This is a genomic window from Acinetobacter sp. 228 (genome assembly GCF_048147885.1).
Genome location: NZ_JAYWYV010000396.1, coordinates 1 through 1,206 on the forward strand (window position 1 = coordinate 1; position 1,206 = coordinate 1,206).

The following is a 1,206-nucleotide window of genomic DNA, read 5'->3' on the forward strand; positions in this document are numbered from 1 at the left end:
GAAGAAGCCTTCAATACCATCCATAAAAGGCGCTGCCCATGCAAAAACTGCTTGGAACACAATAAACATCATGATGGCAAGACTAAGTAGGCCTAAGACTGGATGTAAGAAAATTCGATCGAGAAAATCAGTACGCTTGTCTTCCTGATCAACATAATGAACAACATCTTTAAAAATCATATCGATTTTTTGATGATGAGTCCCAGTTAAGCCACTCAGTTCAGTTTGTGGCACACTGTATTTTTCTTGATCAAGGGCATGTAATAAATTTTCAATACCCGCATTACGGACAGCTACTGTTTCAACGACTGGTACGCCCAAACGTTGAGATAACTTTTGAGTATTAATCTGGATGCCACGACGACGTGCTTCATCCATCATATTCAGTACAAGTAAAATTGGGCGACCCAACTCGATCATTTCGAGTACAAGGCCTAAATGCAATTTTAAGTTGGTCGCATCAACCACACATAAAAAAGCGTCTTGTTGCCCCTCTTCCGCTATTTTTCCTAAACAGACATCACGAGTAATTGCTTCATCCGGACTGGTCGCATTAAGACTGTATGTACCCGGCAAATCGAGCACTCGAACCGAACGGCCTGAAGGTAACTGAAAATGACCAACTTTACGCTCGACCGTTACACCGGCATAGTTGGCGACTTTTTGTCGAGTTCCAGTTAAATGGTTAAAAAGAGAGGTTTTACCACAGTTAGGGTTTCCCACAAGGGCAATACGTAACGCATCACTCATGCGGGTACTCCTTCTTCTACTTGAATTTCGATTTTTTCCGCTTCTGCTTTACGTAAAGCGAAACGAGTAAAGCCAATTTGGATTAAGATCGGATCACCACCAAAAACACCCTTGGTAATCACTTCCACTCGCGTGCCTGGTACAAAACCCAGACTTTCCAAACGAATTGCGACCAAATCTTGCTGCTCGGACTCTACTTCTATCCGATTCACTTTGGTGATGGTCGCCGCTTGCTTCACTTTCAACGCTGATAAACGCACCGCATCCGATCCTAAACCTTTTTTACTAGTATACATATAAATGAGAATAATTACCAAATAAGGTTAGATTTCAATTCTTATGGAGTTTAATCGACAAACCTTAAAGTTTCTTTTACAGTACAGTGGTTTAGAGGAAGTTGTTTATGATAAATAAAAAACCGCGTATTCCAAGCCCTGTTCAAATTCCTGAACATTT

2 protein-coding genes are annotated in these 1,206 nt (G+C 41.1%); both read right to left on the reverse strand.

What is annotated here, in order from left to right:
* Positions 1-750: FeoB small GTPase domain-containing protein (locus tag VXQ92_RS19315; RefSeq protein ID WP_416682888.1), on the reverse strand; the 750-nt coding region annotated here is incomplete at its 3' end.
* Entirely contained in the window at positions 747-1,010 is a 264-nt protein-coding gene (locus VXQ92_RS19320) for a FeoA family protein (RefSeq protein ID WP_001991212.1), read from the reverse strand. The genes VXQ92_RS19315 and VXQ92_RS19320, both read right to left, overlap by 4 nt.
* Between the last annotated feature and the right edge of the window lie 196 nt (positions 1,011-1,206).